Here is a 21387-nt window from a genome sequence, read left to right on the forward strand (position 1 = left end):
ATGATTGAAATAGCTAACTGTATAGAATACATAAGATTGTAATGAATCCTTGCACCTGTTGATTGTATGTCTTGCCTTGCTAAAGAAGTCCGAGCAGTTGCATGAAAAATTAAGTGACTGAGAAATTTTTTATTCATTAAATTGATAAATATTTAAAGTTCGAGTATAAATACGACGAAATGCGATCTTTTTAAGTATTAAGTGATTGATCATGTGTTGATTTGTACAATAAATATCCATTAATATGAGTTTGTGCTTCATTATAATCAACCATCAATAAAAAAAATTAAGGACACAACAATGTCAAAGAAGTATGCAAAATTTCTACCGACCAACGATTCTTTTAATTTAGAGAACTTTCCATTTTTTTGGGTGACTCAAGTTCATGCGCAATATGTCTTAAACGTTGATCATGTTTTAAAAAAACATGGGGTGGATAACTCACGTCGTCGCTTATTATTGGCACTTTCGACCAAACCCAATGCCAGTGTGTCTGATTTATCCGAGATGATCGTGTCTAAAATGTCGACCACCACCAAAATTGTTTATCGATTAAAAGATGAAGGTTTTGTAGACACCTATTCGTGTGAAAACGACGCGCGTATTACCCGTGTCATTTTAACTGAAAAAGGTGAAAATATGACGCAAAAAATCAACGACTTGATGACTGTGGTTTTAGAGCAATCTTTTGATGGTTTAACCCCACTGCAAATTGAAAAAATGATGGAAAGCTTAAAACACATCTTTAAAAATCTTGCACATTAAGCATAATTTAATTTGTTTATGCAGCATTGTGTCCGTGAGTTAATCCGTTTCACCTGCTGGTATAAGTATGACAAATGTCAGAAAAAATTAAGCTGTAATGTGTTGTCCCGATTTTTAGGTTTTGGACGATAGAAGCATTCAAACTCTTCAACCGGAAAACCCTGAATAAAATAACTCAAATCTGTAGATTTGTGTTCTAACCATGCATCACGCTTTTCATTTGGAATAACGATTACTGAACGTTTCACTTCTCCAGGTTCATGAAATTCACGCATCATTGCATGGTCTTTGGCATCCATGGTGATCATGCTGGCTGAGCGAATGATTTCATTTTGAATCTTGGCAATTTCATATAGTGCTGCGATGTAAAAGGCTTGACCATCTTTGCGTTTTACTCCCCAGCGCTGTGGACGTCCATTGATATATTTAGCTTCAAAAAATTCAGTCACCGGAATCAAACCAAATTTATGTTTCATCAAGGCATCTTGGAAACTTCGTTTTTCATGCAGTGTTTCATTACGGGCGTTATAGGTATATTTTGCAGCATCACGGTCGCTTGCCCATTTTGGAACTAAACCAAAATTAACCGCACGCCACTCTAAGCCTTGATCAGACTTAAACAATAAGGGCGTGTCATAAGATGGAAAGACTTCCTCAGGATATTCAAATGCAATCTCTGGAAGTCCTAGCGCTTGAAGCTGGGCTAGCGTTAATGGTTTGAAATTTGCACACATATAAAAATGAGCCAATCGAAATTAGCTCATTATATTCAATCTAAAAGTACTGTATTGTATTAAAATTTCACGCTTATTTATTCACCGTGACCCAATGTGTCCGACTAAACTCTTCCAAAATCCAATGCCCATTAAAACGACCTAAGCCTGAGTTTTTCTCTCCGCCAAAAGGTGCTGTCGGATCATCTGCCACTGAAATGGCATTAATATGTGTCATGCCTGCATCAATGCCCAAAGCAAATTGCAAACCTCGCTCTTTGTTAGTAGTACACACTGCACTTGAAAGACCAAATCGAGTGTCATTGGCAAGTTCCAGCGCATGTGCTTCATCTTTGGCTTTAATCACAGGCAATACAGGACCAAAACTTTCTTGTTGTGCAAGATCAGATGCTGGATCAACATTGATAAAGATATGTGGTGGAATCACATTGCCCACCACTTCGCCTTTCAGTGCCAATTCAGCCCCTTGTGCAATACCTTTTTCAATGATTTCTTGAATCTTCTGCACCTGTCCAGCATTAATAATCGGTCCAATGAGTGTCGAATCTGAACTTGGATCACCATATGGAATCTGTTGAGCACGTGCCAATAGTTTCTTGACATAAGCTTCATACACTTTTGCATCTACAATGACACGGTTGGTGCTCATACAAATCTGACCTTGATGCAGAAAACGCCCCATCACTGTCAGTTCCACTGCCAAATCTAAATCAGCATCATCCAAAATGACCAAAGGTGCATTACCGCCCAATTCAAGTGCAATCCGTTTGAGATGCTCACGCCCTACAGCCAACTCAGCAACACGTTGACCCACTTCCGTTGAACCGGTAAATGAAATCAATTTAGGGATTGGGTGTTCTACAAAGTAATCACCAATTTCACTGCCTGAACCTGCGACCACACTGAAAAGACCTTGAGCTAACCCTGCCTCTTCAAAAATTTTTGCCAATAATAAACCACCTGTAATGGGTGTATCACTGGCAGGTTTAAGCACCACTGCATTGCCAATGGTCAGGGCTGTTACGACAGAACGCATACTGAGATGAAATGGAAAATTCCATGGACTGATCACACCAATCACACCTAAGGGTTTTCTATACACCCAACTATGTCGTTCTGGGTCAGGTGATTTAAGCTTGCTATCGAGTAATCGATTTGGAAAAGTGGATGCTTCATGCACAATGGCCAAAGCTGCATCCACTTCAATATTGGCCTTGATTCGGGTACTGCCCGACTCTTGAATTAACCAATCTACAATTTCTTCTCGACGGTTTTGGATAATTTCAGAAACTCGATCCGCCAATTGCTTGCGCAATTTGGCTTCTGTTTTGGCCCATGATTTTTGTTGTTTTTCTGCTGAAGAATAAGCCGTGTCGACATCAACACTACTTGCCGCTTGTAATTCGAGTAAGGTTTCTTGATTATACGGATTGGTATTTTTTAAAATATTGGTAGATGTGCCTTTGACCCACTGCCCTGCAATAAATTGTTGATCTGAAAACTGATAAGCAACCATTTGATGACATCCGTTTTGTAAAGGGTTTGCTCTACTCTAGGATGGATTTCGCTGAAGTGCTACTGAATTTACCAATTGTATCAACTTGGCTTTATCGCTTGCATAAAAAAGCCTCCGAAGAGGCTTTAAAACATGACTAAAACTTAAAACTTAACGATTCCATCATGATTTTAGCCGAAATCATTTAACCAAATAATTTTTTAAACTTCGCACTTAAACCATGCACAAACTTATGTTTAGCATTGGCCTTATCACTGGTTAAAAAGTTGATTTGAATCGACTGACGTTGTCCTTCATAAGGAATATAACCATGCCAACCATTGTCAGTAACTTTAAATGCAACCAAATCACCGGGACCTGAATTGATCTCTGCCACGTAGTCATTCATATCGGTTGCATTGTTTAAAATCCGTAAGCGACCTGTTTCAGCTTCCCAAGATTCATTTAAATAAATCAAAATCGTCAGCAGTTTACTTTTCGAGTCGGTATGAATACGACCATCTTTTTGACGTGAATAACCCCGAAGCGTGATCATCATTGGATGTTCCATCACATCCACACCAAATTTATCGGTTAAAATTCGACGGAATTCTGGGGTATCAATTGATTTTAACAGACGATCAAAGTTCGGTTTGATTTCAACATCATCTAGGTTGTAACTACCACCTTGCTTGATTTGTGGAAAGTCTTGAATAACCGCTTTAACTTCGCTGTCTAGAATTGCATTCTCAACCACGAAGTAGGGATAGGGTGTTTCTGACACAGGTGCATTTTTGAGTGCATCTAATTTCAATATTTGTGACATGAATGTGTTCGGCTGAAAAAATTCTGTTCAGTCCATATTAGCAGTTTTTTTGAATAAGCAACGCATTGAAAAATACGATATAAAAAAGCCTCCGAAGAGGCTTTTTCAAAACAGCAGCTTAAATTCGAATGCGATATTTAAGCTCAAGCAACATTAGTCACCCGTATAGCCTTTTAATTTTAAACGTGCAGCATGCAGAAGTGGCTCCGTATAACCTGAAGGTTGCTCACCACCTTTGAACACGAGATCATAAGCTGCTTGGTAAGCATAACCATCAAAACCAGGTGCCATTGGCGTATACGCTGGATCATGGGCATTTTGCTCATCCACCACTTTCGCCATACGTTGCATCACTTCTTCAACTTGTGCAGCAGTCACCACATTATGACGTAACCAGTTGGCAACGTGTTGAGATGAAATACGCAAGGTTGCGCGGTCTTCCATCAAGCCTACGTTGTTAATATCAGGTACTTTCGAACAACCCACACCTAAGTCAACCCAACGAACCACATAACCTAAGATCCCTTGAAGGTTATTTTCAAGCTCCTTGATTTTCTCTTCTTCAGTCCAATTGGTGTCTTTCGCAAGCGGCGGCGTTAACAAATCATCTAAAGGCAATGCTTCGGTTGCCAACAAGTCTTGTTGACGGTTTGCGACATTGATTTGGTGATAATGAATCGCGTGAATCACCGCACCTGTTGGCGAAGGCACCCATGCACAGCTCGCACCTGCTTCAGGATGCTCAGTTTTGGTTTTGTACATGTCTAACAGCATGTCTGGTTTAGGCCACATGCCTTTACCAATCTGTGCTTTACCACGTAAGCCAGCGTTTAAGCCCACCATCACGTTACGGTTTTCGTATGCAGGGAACCAAATTTGACCTTTGACTTCACCCTTACGAACGAATGGACCTGCTTCCATAAAGGTATGGATTTCATCCCCTGTACGATCCATGAAGCCTGTATTAATAAAAATGGTACGGTCTTTGGCTTGTGCAATACAGTTTTTTAAGTTTACAGACGTACGGCGTTCTTCATCCATAATCCCGATTTTTAAGGTTTTTGCAGGAAGACCTAGCGCTTGTTCTGCACGCTCGAATAACTCAACCGCAAATGCAACTTCTTCAGGACCATGCATTTTCGGTTTCACGATGTACATTGAACCTTTACGAGAGTTCTTGATGGTGTTTTCGCCTTTGATGTCAGCGAATGATAACAATGGCGTGATCAACGCATCCATGATCCCTTCGTAAATTTCCGCACCATCAACAAGGATGGCTGGATTGGTCATCAAGTGACCTACGTTACGAAGCAACATCAAAGAGCGACCGTGAATCTTGGTTTCACCGCCAATCAAGTTTTTGTGCGAACGGTCTTTGTTTAAAGCACGAGTAATGGTTTTGCCATTTTTCTCGATTTTCTCTTCCAAAGTCCCTTTCATTAGGCCTAACCAGTTACGGTAGCCTTCAACTTTCTCTTCTGCATCGACAGCAGCGATTGAGTCTTCCAAATCTTGAATCGTGGTCACAGCGGCTTCTAAAACTAAGTCTTTAACGCCTGCTGCATCTGTTTGACCAATTGGGCTGCTTGCGTCAATTTCAACAATAACGTGAAGACCATTATTTTTAAATACGATCTCAGTCGGCGCTGATGCTTCACCGTTATAACCGACAAATTGTGCTTCATGCGCTAACGTGGTTTGAGAGCCATCTTTCAAGCTCACTACAAGTTTGTTGTGATCAACGGTGTAGCTGGTGACATCTGCATGCGAACCATTTGCCAATGGGAAGGTTTCGTTTAAGAAGTTTTTCGCAAATGCGATAACTTTCTCACCGCGAACGGGGTTATAGCCTTTACCTTTTTCCGCACCACCTTCTTCAGAGATGACATCGAAGCCATAAAGCGCGTCATATAAAGAGCCCCAACGTGCATTGGCAGCATTTAAGCAGTAACGTGCATTACGTACAGGAACCACCAACTGCGGACCTGCCAAGAGTGCAATTTCTTCGTCCACATTTTCAGTGGTAATTTTAAAATCTTCTACTTCTGGTAGTAAGTAGCCAATTTCTTTCAGGAAAGCTTTGTAAGCTTCTAGTTCAAATTCATTGTTGCGATGCCATTCATCAAGTTTCGCTTGGATGTCATCACGCTTAGCAAGCAATGCTTTATTTTTAGGGCTAAGATCAACAACAACTTGTTCAAAGTTTTTCCAGTATGTTTCGCTGTCTAAACCAGAACCGGGTAATGCTTCATTTTCGATGAAATCGTAGAGTTCTTTAGCAATCGCTAACTTGCCTTTTTGAATACGTGCAGTCATTGTCTTTCCTGATCATTGCTACTTTTTATACAAGAGATTCTAGTATACCCATTTATACTAAGCTGAATAGTAATATCACATTCCTAAATAGTGAGCATTTTAATTTCAACACATATTCAAACTAAATACCTTAAATCACTATAGAATTTTGATTTACCTCAACTATTTAAATCTCAGTTCACACTAAAGAATTTTTTTCAAAATCAACATTAGACTTAAGTTTTGCTTGGTGTGATGAAATATTACGCATCAGTCATTTTTAAACATCGTTTAACAATTCAAAAAAATCAATCTCAAAATAAAAAGCATTAAAAAAGCACCCCTTGGGGTACTTTTATTTCAAACAAAATGATCGATACCATTTTGTAATCTGTTTTATGGTTACGCCTTTTCAGCCGCATCTAATTGGCGGTGTGCGGACTGCAAATAATCATCTGACTGCATTTCAAGTAATCGAGAACGGGTTCGCTCAATTTCAAAGGCCAAACGCTCACCGCTATAAAGTTCAATAATACTCGCTTGTGAAGTTAAAATCAGCTTCACCCCACGATCATAAAATTCATCGACCAAATAAATGAAACGACGCGTCCCTTCAGACAAAACATCATCCAAATTCGGTACATTACTCACCAAAACGGTGTTGTAAATATTGGCAATTTCAATAAAGTCTGCCGGACTACGCGGCTTCATACACAGTTCTTTAAACTCACACCAGAGTACATCTTCGGTATGCCCTAAAGTTTCGACCTGACGAGTATTAATCGTGATTGGTTCTTCAGAAATGGTTTGTGAAGCAGTTAAGGCACTGAAACGCTTTGCCATCCACAGTTTATGTTCATCAGTGAGTGGTGATTTAAATAACTGTGCTTGTTTGAGCACACGTAACCGATAATCCACCCCTGCATCGACATTCAGCACCACACAGTTCTTTTTCACCATCTCAATCGCAGGTAAAAAACGGTCACGGTGAATTCCGTTTTTGTATAAACCATCTGGAGCAATATTTGAGGTAGCCACCAAAGTAATGCCACGGGTAAAGAGTTTTTGAAACAAGTCACTGATGATCATGGCATCAGTCACATTGGAAACAAAGAATTCATCAAAGCAAATCACCACCGCATCTTTGTAAATTTGATCTGCCACAATATCGAGTGGGTTTTGTTGACCTGAATTCTTGTTGAGCTCTTTATGTACATGCTGCATAAAGTGATGGAAATGCATACGCGTCTTACGACGAAATGGAATCGACTCAAAGAATTGATCCATCAGCCAAGTTTTACCACGGCCTACACCACCCCACATATACACACCCTGCGGTGCGGTTTGACGGCGGAAACGGCGGAACGCCTTTTTTGAAGCCTTATAACGACTGATCAGCTCTTCCCAAACACGATTCAGTTGATGTACTGCTTCGGCTTGCGCATCATCTGGCATAAATTGACCGGATGAGATGGCTTGGGCATATCGCTCTGATGGAGATTGAATGTGAACACTTGTCTTATTTTGAGTTGAATTCTGATCTGACATAAATGTGGTTTACTATTTTAGGCTAGGGAAAGTATATCGAAATATCTGAATAGATAAATAACACTTTGGCATTAATCGAGAAACGAAGGATTTATTGATTTAAAGTTTGATTTAAAGCCTCACTTTAAAAAGAAACATTTCAGCTTCTAAAATGACGTTTTCAAACCAATATTATCTAAAAATCCAATTTAACTGCGATGCTTAAAATGATCAAAAAACTTGTCATTTTTTAATCTAAGACATGGTTGTACATCAACTGAATCAAAAAGTGAATTGCCAATCTGATCAAAATAAAATAACGCTTCAATCATATCGTTTGGATTTTGATTTCTCTATGATGCTTTGAATGATAAAAAAGACCGGATGCAGCAACATGCAAGATGCAATCAAACAAGAACCGAAGAACAACACTCAAAATGATATGAATCAACACCTGTCTTCAGTTGAACACCGCTCACCCAATGATATACAAAAATTCAAAGTGGCGATTGTTGGTGCAGGTTTTGGTGGCTTAGCCACAGCCATCCAACTGCTGAAACACCATATTCAAGATTTTGTGATTTTAGAAAAAGCTCAGGATGTTGGCGGTACATGGCGTGAAAATCAATATCCGGGTGCGGCCTGTGATGTGCAATCGCATATGTACTCACTGTCTTATGCACCCAAAACTGATTGGTCTAAACGTTACGCTGAAGCACCTGAAATTTTCCAATATATTCAAGATTTGATTCAAGATTTTAATTTAAAAACATACATTCAATTTAATCAAAAAGTGACACGTACACGTTACGACGAAAATACCTGTCAGTGGCATATACAGACTGAGTCAGGCGATCAAATTGAAGCGCAATTTTTAATTTTTGCTTCAGGCCCCCTGCATGTACCGCAAATTCCAAAAATTAAAGGCATTGAAAAATTCAAAGGTGAAATTTTCCATTCCTCAGCATGGAATCATGACTATGACCTAAAGGGAAAAAAGGTTGCATCCATAGGGACTGGCGGCAGTGCGATTCAATATATTCCTGAAATCGCACCTTTAACTCAACAATTGTATGTGTTTCAGCGTACCGCAGCTTGGGTGATCCCACGGGATGAACGTGCTTATAACCGCCTCGATAAAAAACTGTTCGCTAAATACAATTGGTTTAGAAAGTTACATCGTGCTCGACTGTATTGGTCGAATGAGTCTCGTGTGGTGCCGATTGTGCAGCCCAAAATGATGAAAGCAGGACAGAAACTGGCTGAATTGTTTATCAAATATCAAGTCAAAGATAAAACAATCGCGAAGAAGCTTACCCCAGATTACATCATGGGCTGTAAACGTATTTTGGTCTCCAATAAATACTTCCCCACTTTTAACCGCCCCAATGTTGAATTGGTGACTGAAGCGATTCAGGAAATCACCGAAGATCAAATCGTTACCAAAGATGGCACAGCTCGTCAAATCGATTGTTTGATTTATGGCACAGGCTTTATCACCGACCCACGGATTTATTTGAAGTCTTTTGAATGCTATGGTGAAAATGGCATTGAGCTTAAACAAGCGTGGAAAGACGGCGCAGAAAGTTATTATGGTATTTCCACCAAAGGCTTCCCTAACCTGTTTCAGCTCTTAGGTCCAAATACCGTACTTGGTCATAACTCGGTGATCTTTATGATCGAATCTCAAGTAGACTATATTTTACAACTGATTCAAACCGTTGATCGTACGCAGACTCAAGCAATCGTGGTGAAAGATCAAATTCAAGATACTTTCAATGCAGATCTTCAACAACAATTTGCAGGGACAGTGTGGCAGTCGGGTTGTGTAAGTTGGTATCAACAAGATGGTGGTAAGAACTTTGCCCTTTGGCCATCGTATACGTGGAAGTATTGGCTCAACACCAAGACAGCAAACCCAGCAGATTATCGCTTCCTTTCGGCTTCTCGCGCTGTTTCAACTCAAGTATCTGAAGTCTCAGAAGATGCTTCAAAGAATGTGAAAACAAACCTGCAAAGCACTGTTTAAAGTTCTATAACACGGCATAATAAGCAGCTATTTATTAGCTGTTTATTTTTATGCAATCGCTCTGGCTGATTTTCCAACTGTTATTTTGTCTTTTTCTGGGCTTTATTTTGGCACGTCGACTGCCACAGTGGCTTGAAAAAATTGCCTTTCACATTCTGCCTTATTTTTGCTATGTGTTACTCATCGCCATTGCGGTTGAGTTTTCACAGACTTTGCATGAAATCAGCAGCCCAAGCATTATTCTCAGCAGTGCAATCACTCTCTCCTTATTGTGTTCGGTTGGTGCTTTTGCTTGTTGTTATCTGTTGTTCAAAGCCATGGGTTATCAAGCGACCTCCGGACGAGTTTCTGCAGATCTACTTTTGAAATCCTTGATCAATATCAGTTATGCCTTTATCGCATTGGGTGCAGGCTATGGGCTTGCAGAACTAAGTAATAGGTTCGATTTTAATCTTCATCTCAGCACTTGGCACTTGCTTCTGGTCTTTATGTTCCTGATTGGGCTTGATTTAGCCTATTCACCACTGGATCGGAGCTGGTTAAATTGGAAAATATTGTTGGTGCCTGTAGGCTGTATCATCGGATCCATTGTTGGGGCATTGATTGCAAATTTGTTTTTAACCAATATTGCACTCAAAGATTTAATCATGCTGTCCCAAGGTTATGGCTTTTATTCCATGTCAGGCATTGTAGTGACTGAGTTGAAAAATCCTGAGCTGGGCAGTATCGCTTTGATAAACGATTTATTTCGTGAAATCTTTGCCATTGTGCTGATGTATATGATTGGCTGGCGTTATCCGCGATCTGCCATTGCATCAGCAGGCGCAACAGCGATGGATGTGACTTTACCGATGGTGAAGCAATCTTGTGGCAATGCATTTATTCCCCATGCCATGGTCAGTGGTTTTATTTTGTCAGTGCTTGCACCTATTCTAGTCAGTGTTTTGGCTGCGTTATAGGTCATCCAATTTATTTGAACGAATTTTAAAACTTCAAGAGAAATCCTTGAAGTTTCTTATTTCAAAACGCTATCATATTAAAATAATTAACCTTTTTAAAAATTAAATAATTTCAACATTCCACATAGCTTGGGGACAACCTTGGACGTACAACCGAAAAAATTAGCTGTATTGATTGATGCCGACAACTCATCTGTCAGCTCTATTGCATTAATTCTAGAAGAAGTGGCGAAATATGGCATTGCAAGTGTCAAACGCGTCTATGGTGATTGGAGTAATGAAACTCTAAAAAATTGGCGCGATATTTTACTTCCCAATGCCATTACCCCTGTTCAGCAATTTGCGTATACCGTTGGCAAAGATGCAACCGATATGGGCATGATTATTGATGCAATGGATTTACTCTACAGTGGTGCCTTGGATGGTTTTTGTATTATTTCAAGTGACAGTGATTTTACCCCACTTGCATCACGTATCCGTGAAAGCGGTTTAGTTGTTTATGGTTTTGGTCGTAAAAAAACACCTGAAGCCTTTCGTAAAGCCTGCGATAAATTTATTTATGTTGAAAATTTAACTGAAGAAGAAAAATCATTAATCGACATTAAACTGCTCGATGTGACAACTGAAGAAAAAATTGAGGATAAAGAACCATCTAAAAAAACTCAAAACGAATCCGCTTCGAAAAAAACTCCTGAAAAAGAACAACCACCTACTGTTGATCGCGCTACGCTTAATCTGATTTATAAAGCAGTGAAAGACAACTCTGACGAAAGTGGCTGGGCGAATCTATCTACCGTTGGTCAATATATCAGTATGGTTAAACCTGATTTTGATGCACGAAATTATGGACGTGCAAAACTTTCAGGCTTAATTAAAATGCTCGAACTGTTTGATACTAAAATCGAAGGCAGCCAAATGTATTTAAAGAAACAAAAGAAAATGAGTTAATAAAAAAATCAGCTCATAAGAGCTGATTTTTTTTATTTATTTGGCTAATGCCTTCTCTATATCTTCTTCTAATGCTTCAGGCTTGGTGGTCGGTGCATAACGATTGACCACCTTACCATCCTTACCGATTAAGAATTTGGTGAAGTTCCATTTAATACCACTCCCCAAAACACCTTTACTGTTATTGGTTAGATAGCGAAAGATCACATGCGCTTCGGGTCCTTTGACGTTGACTTTAGCAAACATCGGAAAGGAAACGCCGTAATTCTTTTGGCAAAAGGCACCAATTTCCTCATGACTGCCCGGATCCTGCCCACCGAATTGGTTACAGGGAAAACCAAGCACTTCAAGTCCTTGGTCATGGTACTTTTCGTATAATTTTTCTAAGCCGGCAAACTGTGGGGTAAAGCCACATTTACTTGCAGTATTGACCACCAAAAGTACTTTGCCTTGATAATCGGAAAATTGTTTATTTTCCCCATTTAACAACTCAGCTTCAAACTGATAGATGTTGGTCATGGATAGGTTTCCTCATCATTTTTTTCTTGTGATTTTAATTCTAATGACGCTGAGTTAATGCAATAACGAAGCCCTGTAGGCTCTGGACCATCTTCAAAGACGTGCCCCAAATGTGCATCACAATTGTGGCAAATAATTTCTACACGTTGCATCCCATGTGAATGGTCATCATGCTCTTCTACAGCAGACGGCGAGATCGGACGCACGAAGCTTGGCCAACCACACCCACTGTCATATTTTGCATCTGATGAAAATAACTGTTCTCCACAACAACGGCAAGTGTATGTTCCTGCTTGTTTCGAATTCCAATACTGTCCAGTAAAGGCCGGTTCAGTTCCTTTCTGACGGGTAATTCGGTACTCTTCAGGCGATAACTCTCTTTGCCATTCTCGGTCTGTTTTATTGAGTTTACCCATGACTACGTCCCTTTGTATCGTGCTTTTAAAATAGGATAATCCTATATTTACGTCATTCATTGTGAAATTTCTAGTGTTTATTTTACAAGTTACAAAAGATATAAAAATATAAAAAAAGCAAAAAGGAAGCAAAATAAAATATAAAAGTAAGCATTTTTTCAAAACCACTGCTTTTTTGTGAGCAAATTAAGTGTTAATCTAGTGCAATTCTTGCTCAGGATTAAAAAATGTCGCAGAAAAAAAGCGTAATCTTTAAATCTTTGCTGCCGATGATTAAACAATATCAACAGGCAGGGTTTACGCATGAAAAAATTGTGACTTTACTTCGTGATGAACATCAGCTCGATTTGGTCACAACCGAGACATTTAAAAGCTATTTATATCGTTATGCAAAAGTGACCTCCACTCTTTCCGAGAACATTAAAATGCCGAACACCATCCACACCCCACGACAAATCAAGAAATCGTCTAAGCTCGAGCATGTATGCTACGACATTCGTGGACCGGTGTTGCGCGCCGCCAATGAAATGGAAGAAGCAGGTCATAAAATTATTAAACTCAATATTGGTAATCCTGCGCCATTCGGCTTTGAAGCGCCACAAGAGATCATCAATGATGTGGCTTTAAACTTACCTAATGCAATTGGTTATACTGACTCAAAAGGGATTTTCCCGGCACGTAAAGCCATTTGTCAGTATTACCAACAAAAAGGGATTTTCGATATGCATGTCAATGACGTGTATATCGGCAATGGTGTGTCTGAACTGATCGTCATGGCGATGCAAGGTCTACTCGATGACGGCGATGAAATGCTCGTCCCTATGCCGGATTATCCATTATGGACAGCGGCGGTCAATCTTTCAGGCGGTACGGCGATTCATTACAAATGTAATGATGAAGACAATTGGTATCCTGATATTGCAGACATGGAAAGTAAAATCACGTCGAATACCCGTGGTATTGTGATTATCAATCCAAATAACCCAACCGGTTCAGTCTATCCACGTCATGTACTTGAGCAAATTGTCGCATTGGCGAAGAAATATGATCTGATTTTATTTGCCGATGAGATTTATGACAAAATTGTGTATGATGGCATCGAACATGTGTCTGTCGCTGCACTTGCCGGCGATCAACTCTGTGTTTCTTTTAATGGCTTATCTAAATCTTACCGTATTGCAGGCTACCGTTCAGGTTGGATGGCGATTACAGGTAATAAAACCCGTGCAGCAGACTACATTGAAGGTTTAGACATGCTTGCGTCTATGCGTTTGTGTGCCAACCACCAAGCGCAATATGCCATTCAAACCGCATTAGGCGGTTATCAATCGATCAATGATTTGATTCGTCCGGGTGGGCGCTTATACGAGCAACGTAACATTGCTTGGGAAATGCTGAATGAAATTCCGGGTGTATCATGCGTCAAACCTGAAGGTGCAATGTATTGCTTCCCGAAACTCGACCCAGAAATTTATCCGATAAAAGATGATGAGCAGTTGATGCTCGATTTATTAAAAGCAGAAAAAGTCCTCTTGGTTCAAGGTACGGGCTTTAACTGGCCAACGCCGGATCACTTCCGTGTCGTGTTCCTACCTGCTGAGAATGAACTTCGAGAAGCGATTAATCGTTTAGGACGTTTCTTGGCGAAAATGCGTTAATTAAAAATACCAAAAGGCACTTCATGAAGTGCTTTTTTTATGAGAAAAAAATGAATTAAATTTATAAATAAAAGTGAATCACTTATGCATAACACAATTGTAAAAAAACCAACAATCATTGATATCTATCAAATCGATGCTTTTACTGACCGACCATTCAGTGGAAATCCTGCAGCAGTCTGTCCACTTGATCATTGGTATGAAGACGACTTTTTGCAACAAATCGCAAATGAAAATAACTTATCTGAAACTGCATACTTTGTTGCGGAGAATGATGGCTATCGTCTGAGATGGTTCACACCGACCGTTGAAGTCCAACTCTGTGGACATGCAACTCTCGCCGCAGCATGGGTATTATTTAATCAACTTAACTATCCACATAAATCCATTACATTTTTCACTCTCAGTGGAGAGTTGATCGTTACAAAAGAAGGTGATGGCTGGTTAAGTATGGATTTTCCTAGCAAATCAACATCCGTTATCGATGAGCCTGACGGATTATTCTCTGCTTTAGGATTAAAGCCTGATCAAGTTAAACAAATTTGTAAATCTGATGATATTTTAATTGAAGTTGATCATGAGGATATAGTCAAAAACCTTAATCCTAATTTCAATAAACTTATCCAAATTCCTACCCGTGGCGTCATTGTTACGAGTAGATCTAAAAAATTTGACTTTATCTCAAGATGGTTTGGCCCCAATGTAGGTGTCAATGAGGACCCTGTCACTGGCTCAGCACATACAACACTTGTCCCTTACTGGATAAAACAAATCGAAAAGCCTATTTTCTTAATTCAGCAAGGTGGCTCACGCAAGGGACAACTTAAAGCCTCCCTAAGTACAAATCAACAGCGTGTATATTTATTAGGTCAAGCATGTCTAGTCATGCATGGAAAGCTAATGATTTCCCTTTAATCCTTTTTCATTTTTTTAGTTTACTTATTTTGATGAATTATCAATATGAATGAGTAAATCTAACTTAATATTCGAAATTAAATATAGATAAATTTCTTTTTTTTGTATTAATGTTAAATGGCATGAGAAATGCTTGGAATGCTAAACAGAACATAAAGGAACTCTGATGAAAAAAACATTGACTGCCCTCACCCTCAGCTTAGGTGTAATGCTGCCTTTCAGCACATTTGCGAAAAACAATGTGGTGGTCGTAGCAACAGGCGGTACGATTGCGGGTGCAGGGGCAAGCTCAACCAATAGCGCAACCTATACAGCAGCAAAAGTACCTGTAGATGATTTACTCAATGCAGTGCCACAAATTCAAAATCTTGCCAATGTCAGTGGCGTTCAAGCCTTACAAGTGGCATCAGAAAGTATTACCGATAAAGAGCTATTATCACTAGCACGTCAAGTCAATGATCTGGTCAAAAAGTCTGATGTGAATGGTGTGGTCATCACACACGGTACAGACACGCTAGAAGAAACGGCCTTCTTTTTAAACTTGGTGGTGCATACTGACAAACCGATTGTTTTGGTTGGCTCAATGCGTCCATCTACCGCACTTTCTGCAGATGGCCCGCTTAACCTATACAGCGCAGTCGCTTTAGCTGCTGATGACTCAGCTAAAGGCAAAGGCACCTTTATTTTAATGAATGACAGCATCTTTGCAGCACGTGATGTCACTAAAACTATTAACCTACACACCAATGCCCTTACCAGCCAATGGGGTGCGCTGGGCACGCTAATTGAAGGCAAACCGTATTGGTTCCGTCAGTCGGTCAAACGTTTTAACAATCGTTCTGAATTCAACATTGAAAATATCAAAGGTGATGCCCTACCGATCGTTCAAATCGTATATGGCTCTGGCAACATGCTTCCTGATGCGTATACAGCGTATGCCAAAGCCGGTGCAAAAGCGATTATCCATGCGGGTACAGGCAATGGATCGGTGGCGAATTACATTGTGCCTACTTTGACGGATCTACAAAGCAAAGGTGTTCAAATCATTCGTTCGGCACGCGTGCCTCAAGGCTTCGTTTTACGTAATGCAGAGCAACCGGATGACAAATACGGCTGGGTGGTTGCACATGATTTAAATCCACAAAAAGCCAAATTGCTGGCCGCTTTAGCGCTTACAAAAACCAAAGATGCCAAAGAAATTCAACGAATGTTCTACGAATATTAATGTGCAACACTAAAAAAGTGCCTTAAAACAGGCACTTTTTTTAGAATTCTGATTACGCTTATACTCAAGCGTCTCGCCCAACCAATGATTAATTAAATTTTTTAAAATCAATTTCATATAAAATTTTTAGACGTTGACTGCTTCGCTTCAAATACCACACTTTATTGTTCATTCTATGCTTTTGGCAATTTGGGCAAAAACTTATATACTTCACCCTCATATAAAATCTATTAAAAATAAAGAATATGCAAACTCATAGAAAAGCAAAAATTCAAAACGACTTTAACGGGCTATTGATTCAAATTCCTGCAGGCAAGAACATTTTAGTGCTGATCTTTTTCACAATTTGGCTCTGTGGCTGGTTCTATTTCGCTGTCGATGTATTTGAAACATTACAAAAACCAGAGGAGCATCGTAATTATTTTTTGATGATTTGGTTGGCAGGCTGGACCCTTGGAGGGATACAAGTTTTCAGAAGTATTCTCTGGGCGCTGTTTGGTAAAGAGATCATCAACATTTCCAACTATGAAATTAAGCTCAAGGATTCAACTCTAGGATTTGGAAAAACACATCGTTTTTCTATTCATGAACTTAAGTCAATTGAATTCAATCAACCCTCTGTCTCTGAGGAATCAGATTATCCGGGTAAAATACTCTTGCACCGTAATTCTCAAGTGTATTCTTATGGGACCAACCTAGATGAAATTGAAGCCAAATCGATTATTGATTTAATTAAAAACAAAATACCTCATCTTAAGCACTCGCCTATCACTACAAATGAAACGTGAATGATCTTTTAGCCGCGCTCCCCCACTCCTCACTCAAAATATGAAATCTTCGAACAATGAGATACGAATTGACCAACAATCCGATGGTACAACAACCATTACGATTAACTTCAAAAAATCGATCTATTCAAGCACGATACGCATGTACTTCGTGTTGACACTGATTTTTTTGACGGTTGGCCTGAGTGTGCTCATGAAGTCATTTCTCGACCATGCTTTCGATGATGTTTTATTTTCATTTTTTTGGTTATTTTTAGTGTTTCTTTTTGGCTATCTGCATTATGAAACCATCTTATGGCTACAAAAAGGCAAAGAAGCAATGACTTTAAAACATGACCACGTCATTCTCCAAAAAATATATCCCCAACATCGACTGTATGGTTCAACCGCCCCGCAAATCACGACAATTGAAACCAAGCAGTTACAACGCGTTTATTATTCCAAGTACATTCCATATCGAAACAGCTTACCCAGTAAAAACAAAGGCAATCTACACTTTCAAGATCACCAACAGACCTATTCTTTTGCCATTAATTTAACCCAACAGGAATGCACGCCGATTATTCGTTTAATCAAACAAAATATTCCGAACATCGAAATTAATGTCTAAAGGTTTAAATTAATTCTTGAACAAATGCTCTTCAATTAGAATCAGAATCAATCTAGTCATGTTAAACTTACGAATGATTTAAACAGGGATTCATTTATGCAGTTTGTACATCTTGGTATTCATACAGAATTTTCGATCACGGAGTCGATTGTACGAATACCTGATTTAATGAAAGCTGCATCTAAAGATGAAATGCCTGCGCTTGCCATTACCGATTTATCGAATTTGCACGCCGCGGTTAAGTTTTATAAAAAGAGTCTCGATAAGGGCATCAAACCCATTATGGGCAGTACGATTCGCTTAAATGACGAATCGCATCGTATGATTTTACTGGCCATGACCAATACCGGTTGGCGTAGTCTGACTGAGATTGTTTCGCGTGGCTTTATTGAAGGTCAGCAACTCAGCATTCCCTGTGTGAAAAAAGAATGGGTGTTAGAGCAAAGCCAAGACATTATTGCTTTGCTGGGGATTCAATCTGATGTGGGTGAAATGCTGTGCTCAGGTAACCCGCAAAAAGCGGAACCTTTGCTTGAAGAATGGATTGAAAAATTTGGCAATCGGGTTTATCTCAACTTAACCCGCACCAATCGCCCAATGGAAGAAGATTTCATTGTGGAAGCGGTCAAATTAGCAGCCAAGTATCAAATTGGCGTGGTGGCGACCAATGATGTGCACTTTATTGATCCTGTGGATTATGAAGCACATGAAGCCCGTGTCTGTATTGCGGATGGTTATGTGCTTAATGACAACCGCCGTCCAAAAATCTATAGCCCAGAGCAATACTTTAAAACCGCTGAAGAAATGACAGCGCTGTTCTCTGACATTCCGAGTGCCATTCAAAACACAGTCGAAATTGCCAAACGCTGTAATGTCACCCTACGTCTGGGTTTTAATGACTTACCGGATTATCCGATTCCTGAAGGTCATACCATTGACACCTACTTTGCGCATGTGTCGCAAGAAGGTCTAGAAGAGCGTCTTAATTTTCTTTATCCACCTGAACAACGTGATGAAGACTGGCCTGAAATTCGTAAGCCTTATGATGAACGCTTGGCCTATGAAATTAAAATTATTAATGAGATGGGGTTCCCTGGTTACTTCTTGATTGTCATGGACTTTATTGGCTGGTCGAAGAACAATGGGGTGCCTGTTGGCCCGGGTCGTGGTTCTGGTGCAGGCTCCTTGGTGGCGTATAGTTTAAAAATTACCGATCTTGATCCACTGCGTTATGATCTGCTTTTTGAACGTTTCTTAAACCCTGAACGTGTTTCAATGCCCGACTTTGACGTCGATTTCTGTATCGCTGGTCGAGATAAAGTCATCGACTATGTCGCACGTCACTACGGTCGTGATGCGGTTTCACAGATTGCCACTTTCGGTACCATGGCGGCAAAAGGTGCCATTCGTGACGTGGCTCGTGTTTTAGGTAAATCCTATGGTTTAGCCGATCGTATTTCAAAAATGATTCCAACCAAACCTTTGGGTTTGAGCTTATTGGAGTCATTAGAAGCCGAGCCACAACTGAAAGACATCGTCACCAATCCGTCGAATCCAGACAATGATGATGCCGCTGAAATTTGGGAAATGGCACTTAAGCTCGAAGGGATTACCCGAAATACCGGTAAACATGCGGGTGGTGTGGTGATTGCACCGACCAAAATCACCGACTATTCAGCAGTCATGTGTGAAGCGGATGGTACTGCACGTGTGGCACAATTCGACAAAGACGATGTTGAAGCCGCAGGTTTGGTGAAGTTCGACTTTTTGGGACTACGTAACTTAACCGTAATCGAAGATGCAGTTCAGCATATCAATGCGCGCATCAAATCGGATACCCCTCTCGACATTTCTCGCATCAAGTTAGACGATCCAAAAGCTTATACCATCTTCGCAGATGCCAATACCACTGCGGTATTCCAGTTTGAATCCGTCGGCATGAAAAAGATGTTGAAGGAAGCCAAGCCAAGTAAGTTTGAAGAAATTATTGCCTTCGTATCGCTCTATCGACCGGGTCCAATGGATCTGATTCCTGACTTTATCCATCGTATGCATGGCGGCGAATTTGAATATTTGCATCCGCTGCTTGAAGGGGTCTTGGAGCCGACTTACGGGATTATGGTGTATCAAGAACAGGTGATGCAGGCAGCGCAGTACTGTGCAGGCTATACTCTCGGTGGCGCGGACATGCTGCGTCGTGCCATGGGTAAAAAGAAACCGGAAGAAATGGTCAAACAGCGCCAGATCTTTATTACGGGTGCGGCTGAAAAAGAGATTGATGAAGCCACAGCCAACCATATTTTTGACTATATGGAAAAGTTCGCAGGCTATGGTTTTAACAAATCACATGCCGCAGCATATGCCTTAGTTGCCTACCAAACGGCATGGCTCAAAGCCTACTACCCTGCTGAATTCATGTCAGCGGTTCTCACTTCAGAGATGCAAAACACCGACAGTATTGTGTTCTTGATTGATGACTGTCGTAATAATGGCTTAGAGGTGTTACCCCCTTCAGTCAATATGTCAATTTACCAATTCCATGCCACCAATGAAAAGACCATTGTCTATGGTCTAGGAGCAATCAAAGGCGTGGGTGAACAAGCGATGCAATCGGTGATCGACTCTCGTAATCAATTGGGCCCTTATAAAGACCTGTTTGATTTCTGTCACCGTATTGACTTAAAAAAAATCAATAAACGTACGCTAGAAGCACTCATTCGATCTGGAGCGCTCGATTGCTTAGGGCTTGAACGTTCAAGCCTCATGGCACAATTGCCTGAAGCGGTACAAGCGGCAGAACAAGCCCGTAGTAACCGTGAATCTGGCATGATGGACTTGTTTGGTGAAGTTGAAGAAGTTCAACGTAAACCAGCGAAACCCGTTAAACCTTGGGCGGATGAAGTTCGCCTCAAAGGTGAAAAAGACACCTTAGGCTTATATTTAACCGGCCATCCGATTGATGTGTATCGTCCAGAACTGAAATGTTTTGTGCCGAATAAAATTAACGAGCTTACGCCTACACGCCGTGGGGTCACCACGGTGTTTGCCGGCTTGGTGGTGGATATTGCCAACTTCCCCAACCGTATGATGGTCACACTGGATGATGGTACGGCTCGTATTGAAATTTCAGCCAACCATGAACGATTCCAACGTTTCAAAGACATCATTGTCAATGAACAAGTGGTGGTCATTGAAGGTGAAATTTATGAACGTGAAGGTTTTGACCGTCCAATGGGACGCTTGACCAAAGCCTTTACCTTAAATGAAATTCGTCAAAAACGTGCCACCAGTATTCAGGTTAAATTGAATCCAGAGCATATGCTGCCTACGCTGAGCTCAGACTTGCAGCGGATTTTATTGCCTTATTGTAATGTCGATATGTGCAATCATATTCCTTTACAGATTTTACTGGATTATCCATACGCGACTGCAGAACTGCATTTGGGCGCGAATTGGAATGTTGCCCCTTTAGATGAACTGCTTGCCAAACTGCGGGATTACTTTGGTAAAGAAAGTATGCATGTTGAGTATCAAGTCAAATCAAAAGCAGCCAAAAGTAAGGCAGCTCCACAGCAATCCACTCCACTCGCCCCTCCTCCGAGTGATATGAGTATGGATGATGCCATGGATCTGTACCAATCTGAAGTTAGCCAATACTCTTAAATTATCGGATTTATT

General features: G+C 40.4%; 17 protein-coding genes. 10 read left to right on the forward strand and 7 right to left on the reverse strand.

The features are described from left to right. The first annotated feature begins 300 nt into the window (after positions 1 to 300). Positions 301 to 765: a MarR family winged helix-turn-helix transcriptional regulator gene (locus G8D99_RS09360; protein ID WP_166324923.1), complete on the forward strand. Its 465-nt coding sequence runs from the start codon at positions 301 to 303 to the stop codon at positions 763 to 765. Between the two features lie 77 nt (positions 766 to 842). Here the strand turns inward: G8D99_RS09360 and G8D99_RS09365 are convergent, their stop codons facing one another. From G8D99_RS09365 to zapE, 5 genes are all read right to left on the reverse strand, one after another. Further along, on the reverse strand, positions 843 to 1499 hold the full coding sequence (locus G8D99_RS09365) for an SOS response-associated peptidase (RefSeq protein WP_166327673.1): 657 nt from the start codon (positions 1497 to 1499) through the stop codon (positions 843 to 845). A 73-nt stretch (positions 1500 to 1572) separates the two neighbouring features. Further along, a complete protein-coding gene (locus tag G8D99_RS09370) occupies positions 1573 to 3015 on the reverse strand; it encodes an aldehyde dehydrogenase family protein (protein ID WP_166324926.1) in 1443 nt (480 codons plus the stop codon). A gap of 184 nt (positions 3016 to 3199) precedes the next feature. Next, positions 3200 to 3820, reverse strand: a complete 621-nt coding sequence (locus G8D99_RS09375; protein WP_166324929.1) for a 2OG-Fe(II) oxygenase — start codon at positions 3818 to 3820, stop codon at positions 3200 to 3202. A 153-nt stretch (positions 3821 to 3973) separates the two neighbouring features. Further along, complete coding sequence (locus tag G8D99_RS09380; RefSeq protein ID WP_166324932.1) at positions 3974 to 6136, reverse strand: malate synthase G; 2163 nt, start codon at positions 6134 to 6136, stop codon at positions 3974 to 3976. Positions 6137 to 6517: 381 nt separating this feature from the next. Then, entirely contained in the window at positions 6518 to 7663 is a 1146-nt protein-coding gene (gene zapE / locus G8D99_RS09385; protein WP_166324935.1) for a cell division protein ZapE, read from the reverse strand. Between the two features lie 421 nt (positions 7664 to 8084). On the opposite strand from zapE, the gene G8D99_RS09390 reads away from it, so the two are divergent. The 3 genes from G8D99_RS09390 (at position 8085) to G8D99_RS09400 (ending at position 11578) form a co-directional block, all read left to right on the forward strand. Further along, positions 8085 to 9671 (forward strand): flavin-containing monooxygenase, encoded by a 1587-nt coding sequence (locus G8D99_RS09390; RefSeq protein WP_166327675.1) that lies wholly within the window; start codon positions 8085 to 8087, stop codon positions 9669 to 9671. Between the two features lie 50 nt (positions 9672 to 9721). Continuing rightward, positions 9722 to 10630 (forward strand): lysine exporter LysO family protein, encoded by a 909-nt coding sequence (locus G8D99_RS09395; protein ID WP_166324938.1) that lies wholly within the window; start codon positions 9722 to 9724, stop codon positions 10628 to 10630. 141 nt (positions 10631 to 10771) lie between these two features. After that, positions 10772 to 11578, forward strand: coding sequence for an NYN domain-containing protein (locus G8D99_RS09400; protein ID WP_166324941.1), 807 nt, complete (start codon positions 10772 to 10774; stop codon positions 11576 to 11578). 36 nt (positions 11579 to 11614) lie between these two features. On the opposite strand, the gene G8D99_RS09405 is transcribed toward G8D99_RS09400, so the two are convergent. Beyond that, entirely contained in the window at positions 11615 to 12097 is a 483-nt protein-coding gene (locus G8D99_RS09405; RefSeq protein ID WP_166324944.1) for a glutathione peroxidase, read from the reverse strand. Beyond that, complete coding sequence (gene msrB, locus G8D99_RS09410) at positions 12094 to 12513, reverse strand: peptide-methionine (R)-S-oxide reductase MsrB (protein ID WP_166324947.1); 420 nt, start codon at positions 12511 to 12513, stop codon at positions 12094 to 12096. The genes G8D99_RS09405 and msrB overlap by 4 nt, the downstream gene beginning before the upstream one ends. A 227-nt stretch (positions 12514 to 12740) precedes the next feature. Here msrB and G8D99_RS09415 point away from each other — a divergent pair, with 227 nt between their 5' ends. The 6 genes from G8D99_RS09415 (at position 12741) to dnaE (ending at position 21372) form a co-directional block, all read left to right on the forward strand. Beyond that, positions 12741 to 14171, forward strand: a complete 1431-nt coding sequence (locus G8D99_RS09415) for a pyridoxal phosphate-dependent aminotransferase (protein WP_166324950.1) — start codon at positions 12741 to 12743, stop codon at positions 14169 to 14171. 84 nt (positions 14172 to 14255) lie between these two features. Beyond that, positions 14256 to 15086 (forward strand): PhzF family phenazine biosynthesis protein, encoded by an 831-nt coding sequence (locus tag G8D99_RS09420; protein WP_166324953.1) that lies wholly within the window; start codon positions 14256 to 14258, stop codon positions 15084 to 15086. Between the two features lie 166 nt (positions 15087 to 15252). Continuing rightward, the gene (locus G8D99_RS09425; RefSeq protein WP_406741489.1) at positions 15253 to 16311 is read left to right on the forward strand and encodes a type II asparaginase; all 1059 of its coding nucleotides are present in this window, start codon (positions 15253 to 15255) and stop codon (positions 16309 to 16311) included. 245 nt (positions 16312 to 16556) lie between these two features. Then, the gene (locus G8D99_RS09430; RefSeq protein ID WP_166324956.1) at positions 16557 to 17099 is read left to right on the forward strand and encodes a hypothetical protein; all 543 of its coding nucleotides are present in this window, start codon (positions 16557 to 16559) and stop codon (positions 17097 to 17099) included. Between the two features lie 193 nt (positions 17100 to 17292). After that, positions 17293 to 17709: a hypothetical protein gene (locus G8D99_RS09435; RefSeq protein ID WP_166324960.1), complete on the forward strand. Its 417-nt coding sequence runs from the start codon at positions 17293 to 17295 to the stop codon at positions 17707 to 17709. Positions 17710 to 17805: 96 nt separating this feature from the next. Next, complete coding sequence (gene dnaE / locus G8D99_RS09440) at positions 17806 to 21372, forward strand: DNA polymerase III subunit alpha (RefSeq protein ID WP_166324963.1); 3567 nt, start codon at positions 17806 to 17808, stop codon at positions 21370 to 21372. Positions 21373 to 21387 lie beyond the last annotated feature (15 nt).

Source organism: Acinetobacter lanii (assembly GCF_011578285.1).
GTDB lineage: Bacteria > Pseudomonadota > Gammaproteobacteria > Pseudomonadales > Moraxellaceae > Acinetobacter > Acinetobacter lanii.